The organism is Arthrobacter sp. SO5 (assembly GCF_020532805.1).
In the GTDB taxonomy this organism is placed as follows: Bacteria; Actinomycetota; Actinomycetes; order Actinomycetales; family Micrococcaceae; genus Arthrobacter.
Genome location: NZ_MQTQ01000104.1, coordinates 4,769 through 11,096, shown reverse-complemented (window position 1 = coordinate 11,096; position 6,328 = coordinate 4,769). Strand labels below are relative to the sequence as shown.

At 63.2% G+C, this 6,328-nt stretch carries 11 protein-coding genes; 7 read left to right on the top strand and 4 right to left on the bottom strand.

The window, feature by feature from the left end; genetic code table 11:
• The 5 genes from BJG92_RS17860 to BJG92_RS17845 all read left to right on the top strand — a co-directional run.
• The coding region (locus BJG92_RS17860; RefSeq protein ID WP_232085319.1) for a hypothetical protein at positions 1–337 on the top strand (337 nt) is incomplete at its 5' end.
• A 95-nt stretch (positions 338–432) separates the two neighbouring features.
• Positions 433–558: a hypothetical protein gene (locus BJG92_RS18475; protein WP_269462150.1), complete on the top strand. Its 126-nt coding sequence runs from the start codon at positions 433–435 to the stop codon at positions 556–558.
• A 6-nt stretch (positions 559–564) separates the two neighbouring features.
• Positions 565–903 carry a hypothetical protein gene (locus BJG92_RS17855; protein WP_232085318.1) on the top strand — a complete coding sequence of 113 codons (339 nt, stop codon included), beginning with the start codon at positions 565–567 and terminating at the stop codon, positions 901–903.
• Between the two features lie 111 nt (positions 904–1,014).
• Positions 1,015–1,203 (top strand): hypothetical protein, encoded by a 189-nt coding sequence (locus BJG92_RS17850; protein ID WP_232085317.1) that lies wholly within the window; start codon positions 1,015–1,017, stop codon positions 1,201–1,203.
• Between the two features lie 42 nt (positions 1,204–1,245).
• The gene (locus tag BJG92_RS17845; protein ID WP_232085316.1) at positions 1,246–1,497 is read left to right on the top strand and encodes a hypothetical protein; all 252 of its coding nucleotides are present in this window, start codon (positions 1,246–1,248) and stop codon (positions 1,495–1,497) included.
• A 303-nt stretch (positions 1,498–1,800) separates the two neighbouring features.
• Here BJG92_RS17845 and BJG92_RS17840 read toward each other — a convergent pair whose 3' ends face one another.
• The 3 genes from BJG92_RS17840 to BJG92_RS17830 all read right to left on the bottom strand — a co-directional run bounded on the left by BJG92_RS17840 (position 1,801) and on the right by BJG92_RS17830 (position 3,521).
• Positions 1,801–2,178 (bottom strand): hypothetical protein, encoded by a 378-nt coding sequence (locus BJG92_RS17840; protein ID WP_232085315.1) that lies wholly within the window; start codon positions 2,176–2,178, stop codon positions 1,801–1,803.
• 216 nt (positions 2,179–2,394) lie between these two features.
• Positions 2,395–2,949 (bottom strand): DUF6036 family nucleotidyltransferase, encoded by a 555-nt coding sequence (locus BJG92_RS17835; RefSeq protein ID WP_232085314.1) that lies wholly within the window; start codon positions 2,947–2,949, stop codon positions 2,395–2,397.
• On the bottom strand, positions 2,946–3,521 hold the full coding sequence (locus tag BJG92_RS17830; RefSeq protein WP_232085313.1) for a helix-turn-helix domain-containing protein: 576 nt from the start codon (positions 3,519–3,521) through the stop codon (positions 2,946–2,948). The genes BJG92_RS17835 and BJG92_RS17830 overlap by 4 nt, the downstream gene beginning before the upstream one ends.
• Positions 3,522–4,446: 925 nt before the next feature.
• Between BJG92_RS17830 and BJG92_RS17825 the strand changes: the two genes are divergently transcribed.
• Positions 4,447–5,178 (top strand): lytic transglycosylase domain-containing protein, encoded by a 732-nt coding sequence (locus BJG92_RS17825; protein WP_232085312.1) that lies wholly within the window; start codon positions 4,447–4,449, stop codon positions 5,176–5,178.
• 69 nt (positions 5,179–5,247) lie between these two features.
• Here BJG92_RS17825 and BJG92_RS17820 read toward each other — a convergent pair whose 3' ends face one another.
• Positions 5,248–5,397, bottom strand: a complete 150-nt coding sequence (locus tag BJG92_RS17820) for a hypothetical protein (protein ID WP_232085311.1) — start codon at positions 5,395–5,397, stop codon at positions 5,248–5,250.
• A gap of 111 nt (positions 5,398–5,508) precedes the next feature.
• On the opposite strand from BJG92_RS17820, the gene BJG92_RS17815 reads away from it, so the two are divergent.
• Complete coding sequence (locus BJG92_RS17815; protein WP_232085310.1) at positions 5,509–6,168, top strand: dihydrofolate reductase family protein; 660 nt, start codon at positions 5,509–5,511, stop codon at positions 6,166–6,168.
• Positions 6,169–6,328: the final 160 nt, after the last annotated feature.

Genomic DNA, 6,328 nt, shown 5'->3' with positions numbered 1-6,328 from the left:
GCGGTTGGTTCGCGACGCCGATCGCGGAGTCATTGAATGCGCACTCCGGTATGCGGACTCTCATCCCGATTCACTTCGGGGTCGGTGGCTGCCGGGCTTCGCCGAAATTGGCACAGGCACCTTCAAGTTCCAGCCGGACTACATCGACAAGGGCGAACCCGAAGGCAAGGTGACTGTGTTCTTCGATGTCGTGAGCCAAGGCCAAATCGTACCGCCCCCGAAGCGACCGCCCGAGCTAAAGAAGAACTGGAAGATCGTGGCTCTCGCGACGGATAGAGGTCAGCTCCATTTTGCCACCGGGGAGTCCGGCGTCAAGCTCATCGACGAGCGACTCTAGGCATGGGCGGCATAAGGAAGTGGACAAGAGCCCATCGCAAGATTGCGACGCTCGTGGTCCTCGCCGCCGTGGGGGGCGTTGGTATAACGCTCTTTGTGAGCTTGGGACATCCGCTCGGCGAGGTGCTCTCCACCGCCGCGATGGGGGCCGTCTACACGGCGGCTCTCTGGTATGTCCAGGCCCGCAGTGAACGAACGACCGAAGCCAATCTCGACTCCTAGGGCGGTATGCTGGTCTACATCCGCTACCCGGATTCGCGTCCCGGCTCCCTCAGCGGTATCTGGAACATGGGTGTCGCGACGTTCAACGGGACTGCGGTCATGAAGTTTCAGCCGGCCGTCTACGACACCCTCGAGCCCTCCGGACGGCCCACCATCTTCACTGCGCTGGCCGCTGCATCCACCGAGCCTGGGAAGATCGACCGAAAAGGGCACAGATACATCACCCATCAGGGGTTCCAATTCATCCGGCTCACCACTGACAAAGGCGACATCGAAGTAGCCGCCCGGCCCGAATCGCTCCGGAAGATCCTCGATGTGATCCGTCAGGCTGAGGAGAGGAGCTGACTTCGATCGCCAGCGCAGTCGAAATCGGTAGGGTGAGCCATGAGCACTCCGCATGGACAGCGAAGCTCCCTCCCGCCTCCGGTTCTGATCGCCGTAGGAGTAGGGGGTGCCGTGTCCTTAATACGCGCGTTCATCCCGGCGCTACGCACCGAACAATGGGAGTGGCTCACGTGGATCCTCTTAGCCATTCAGGCCATCGTGCTGGTGATCGCGATCGTGTATCTCGTGAGGTTCGTGCTGAAGCAGCGGGACGACTACTGGCGAGAACGAGGCAAAGACCCAAAGCGTCCGGAGATGTGAATCATGTCGACCCCTGATGGGCGCAAACGACTGGAGCCTCGGATGACTCGCGGGTCCTGGAAGTTCGGAGCCTGGTCCGCCGCCGGGCAGACCGTGATCAGTGGACTGCTCGCCATCAACAGGCTCTGGTCGAATGACAGCTTCGCCGTGTTCTTCTGGATCTATACGGCCTGGTTCGCGGTCAGCGTGGCCCAATTCCTGAATCTCCTCCGGGTCCGGAGGAACGACGAAACATTCTGGGACGAGGAGGAGGCCCGCCGAGCGGACTGGGATCGTCGGGGCAGGCAGCTGTAGGCCGGATTCCCGAAACGGCCCAGGATCGTCACACCATGCGCTAAGGACCTGACCGCCGGCCGCGCTTCCCGCCGACCCGCAGCCCGGCACGGCTGCGTCCAATGCCAATGCCCATGCCCAGACCAAATATGCCGGTTATGGCGACCTCTTCTGCAGACACCGCCTTGCCCCTGAGAAGCTGCATCCCCAGCTGCACCGCAGCCCAATTTATCCCGGCCACGAGCACGATCAACCACCTAGGAGTGCACCGCAGGAACCCCTGCCTGCCGTCCCGCGAGCTCCGTCATCGCAACTCCGACGAGGTCACGGCAAGGCCATGATCGTCGAATTCACTACGAACAAGAGCCCGACGATGATGAACACAATGCCGAAAATCCGCACAAACTTCGGGTTGGCGACGAACGACTTGGAATAGTCCACACCCATCGGCTTGTAGTCCTTGATAAACGAGACATAGGCGTCCGCGGATCCCCGAAGGTCGACCGCCAGCATCACGCCCAGCACTATTGCCGTGACGCCGAGCGCGCCGATACCCCAAAACGTCACCGGACTCGCCTTGCCAGGGCTGAAGATCGCCGAGGCAGGCACGGACAAGAAGGCTACTGCGAAAACGATCACATACGCGACAAGCCCGCCCTTCAATGGCTGTGGCAGCTTCATGATCGAACGCCAGAACTTCATTGGTCCCCAATCCAATAGTTGACTATTGCCGCCACCCTAACCCGTCCGGTCCGCGGAGCCTAGGAGGCGCTAGCGTCTGAGGCCTCGGCGAAGAAATGTGGGCCACATGAAGGAAGAGGCACTGAACGCCGTCGCCATCACCTTCGAAGGAAGAAGCAACTAAATGCCCACAGCGGATCCACTGTCAAACGGACAGACCCCTCCGAAAGGGTCGGATCAGCCGTCAGGTTCGAGGGTGGCGGCTGCGTCGAGGGCGTCGTCGACGACGATGAGGTAGTTGTCCCGGCCTGCGGCCAGGGCGATGGAGTGGTCGCCGTATTTGTTGTAGGCGAGGTCGACGGCGTCTTGGGCGTTGGTGATGTTGAGTTTGCGCAGGAGCCGGGCGATGTCGAGGGTGTCCTTGTCCCGTTCTGCGGCGATCTTCATGGCGAGGAGCGTTTCGATGTCCGCGGCGTGGACGGTGAGCCCGTCGAGGTGTTCGAGTTCAACCCAGGTGGCGTGGTCCGGGACGAAGGCTGCGGCGTAGGAGTTAAGCCAGTCGGGCGCGACGTCGTAGGCGGCGGCCATTTCAGTCACGACGGCGTTGACGGCCGCGTTGTCGGCGTAGCTGGCGTCGATGTCGGCGGTGGGGCGGTTGCCGATTCCTTGCAGGATGAGAGCGGCACCGCCTACGAGTTTGACGTAGCCATGGACGCCGCGGGACTGCAGGCGCCGGCCGAGTTCCTGGAGGAGAGCGCGGATTTGTGTGGCGTTGAGTTCTCCGCCGGTCATACGGTGGCCAGGCTGCGTTCGCGGATGAAGACGTTCATGGCGGCGAGTTCCGGCGGTGTCTCGGACATCGTGAGTTGCTTCATGGGTTCGCGGATGCTCCGGTAGGACTCGGCGGGCATCCATGCTGCATTGAGGGGTTTGATGCGTCTGGTCCAGGACGGCGCGGGCTGGTTGAGCCGGTGTGCTGTGTAGTTGGTGATGCCGGCCAGGGCTGCGGACCAGTGTGGCTCCCTGAGCCGGGGGCTGCGCTGGAGTAAGGGTCGTCCGGCTTTGAGGGAGGCGGTGGCGTAGTCGGCGAGCATCTTGGTGGCGAACTCATAGTCGCCTGAGTTGATCAGCTGGGTGAAGGTTTGGGCGTAGTCTCGCCGTGCCGGGTCGTGGTCGCTGCCGCGGGGGATGGGGTCGGTGGCTTCCAGTGCCAGGCCGAGGGCTGCCAGGATGGCCAGGGTCTTGCCGAGTTCGGCGCGTTCGTGGCCGGCTTCGAGATCTATGAGGAATTTCCGTGAGACGCCGGTGGCCTCGGCGAGGGACTGTTGCGAAAGTCCGCGTTCCTGGCGCCGGGCACGGATCATCGCGCCGACTGCCGCGGGCGTGTCGATGGTGGTTCCGGGTTTGATTGCGTCCTCCCTTGCTGTCCACCATTATGTCACCGAACGGTGACAAGTGCAGTGTTTGTTGGCTGAGCCCTTGGGCCCTCTGAGGTCGGTCATGTCCTCTGCCGTCGGATATGCGATGAACGGCGAGAGAGCTCACCGGCGAAGGGGGAGGGGAGGACAGGTGTTCGTGGCTCCTGGATTTGTGCTCGAGAATCACGTCCGGACGGTATCCGCAGCAGTATCTCCATGCGCCGGGTCAGGGATCGCATATCTCGGCGATTTCCGGGGTATTTGGATGGTCGCCGCAAGCCAAAAGCGGGGTGTGCACAATGTGCAGACCCTGGGCTTCGGATCGGGTCATACTGGTGCCGGACGGGCCGGATTGTCGATGTTTGCGGGGGAGTGGCGGATATTCAACGCCTGGAGTCCGGTTCGAGTCCCACCTCGGGCACGTGCTTTCCCTGTTCAGGGGCTTTTGGTCCTCTGGGTGTGGACAAATGTTCACTTGTGGGCCCCTTCGGGGGTCTTTCTTGTTGGTGACGGGTGCTGTGGCCGGGTGGATCCTTTCCTAGGTGGTCGACGGTTCGGGCCTTTGTTACTTCTTCATGGGTGCCTGCGGCGGCTACTACATGACGCTGTGGACTTGGGAGGCGCTGTGCTGTGGGGCGCTGAATGCGATCTGGCTGGGACCTCTCATCCGTTCATGGCCTGCGTGTTGGAGAACGACATGACGGGGTGGGGGATCCCGTGGTGTTTATGGAGCGTCCGGTGTCAGGTCCGCGTGGCCGGCCAAAGCACTCGCGGCCGACCGACGGCCTTCTTGATCCGCTGCGAACCGTTTCGTCAACCGGTCACGGAGCTTGGATGGTTTGATTAGTCCGTGCTTCGTCTAAAACGCCTTATGGTCTTCAGCCTGTTCGCGGTTTGCGTCATCTCCGCATTTGCGTTCTGGGCAACCCGGCAGCCCGGCGCAGATGCCCGCGGTGCCCTTTCTGCACCTCCGCGGGCGGGGGCGCAACTCGAAATGTTGTCCACCGGCATCACCACCGCCGTGAACGTGACGCCGAGCCCGGATGCCCAGTGGCTCATCCGGGCTGCCGCGCAGACCGGGATCCCCGCCCGCGCGCTCCGGGCCTACGTTGCTGCCGCAGCCACGGCCAACGACTCCACTCCGATGTGCGGAATCGGCTGGAACACCGTGGCAGCTGTCGGCTCCGTCGAGTCCGCGCACGGAACTTACGGCGGCGGCAGCCTCAACACCGCAGGGAAGGCGAGCGGCCCACTTGTGGGCCCGAGCCTCAACGGCACCGGATTCGCCGCCATTGCCGACACGGACGCTGGTGCCCTGGACGGCGACGCCCGCTGGGACCACGCCGTCGGACCCATGCAGTTCATTCCCTCCACCTGGCAGCTTGTAGGGCGGGACGGAAACGGGGACGGAACAGCGGACCCGTTCAATATCGACGACGCCGCCCTCAGCGCGGCGACCTATCTGTGCGCCGACGGCCGCGACCTCTCAACCGCCCTAGGATGGGCCGACGCCATCTATTCCTATAACCAGTCCGGTCCCTACATTCGCCAAGTGCGGGATCAAGCCACCGCATACGCCGCGAAGACGGGCACCTCCCAATGAGTCCACACGGGCTAAAGGCCCATGGCGGTGAACGCCCAGGGACGCCGCCCGGTGGATCCACGAGGTGCTTCAAGCGGCCGGCGAGGATGCAGGAAGCGATGCCCTCCACTGACTGGCCAGCAATTCCCTGAAGTGGCGGCGGTAGCCGCAGATCACGCCGCGCAGAGCCAGCAGCGCCCAGGCGGCGCCGCGGACCTCGAGCCCCGCCTTGATGGGCATCCGATACGCCTTCGGGGCGCATCGCGGCTTGGTTCTTCCATCGTCGGTCTTGAGTCGTTGGCTTCGATCACCCTAAAGTGATTGCGAACGACAAGCACTTCAGGAGATGACATGTCCCTCGTCCGCGTGCACAACTTCTCGGTCTCCCTCGACGGCTTCGGCACCGGCGAGGGCCAGCAACTCGACGCTCCGTTCGGTCACGCAGGCTCACGGCTAATGGAGTGGGCTTTCGAGACGCGCACCTTCCGCGCGATGGGCATCCACGGGGAGTCGGAGGGATCCTTCGGCGTCGACGAGGCGTTCGCCAGCACGTGGGGCCCCGGGATCGGCGCGGAGATCATGGGGCGCAACAAATTCGGCCCTCAACGCGGCCCATGGGAGGACGAGGAATGGAAGGGATGGTGGGGCGATAACCCGGTCTTCCAGACCCCTGTCGTTGTTCTGACACACCATCCCCGGCCGGTGCTCAAGATGGAAGGCGGAACAATCTTCCATTTCGTTGACGCCGACCCCGTCTCCGCGCTCAAGCAGGCCCGCGCCCTGGCCGGCGACCTCGATGTCCGGATCGGTGGCGGCGTCAGCACAGTCCGTCAGTTCCTCGAGGCCGATCTGATCGACCACATGCACATCGTCCTCGTGCCGATCGTCCTGGGCCGGGGCGAACGGCTCTGGGACGGACTCGAAGGACTCGAACAACGCTTTGAAATCGAAGCGACCCCTTCACCATCCGGAGTCCTCCATCTGATCTTGACCCGTCGCACGGCCCGGTAGGCCGAGTCGGGAGCCTTCGCTCGTGGACGTCCGCATACACGGCACTTGGCCTCGACCTGGCAACCTTGGCCGCGCCGCTTCTCATGAACTGAGTCCGCGTTCTACGTAAAGCGAACAGCGTCTGCTATATATAGTGCCCGATCGGGCCGAGCTGCACGAA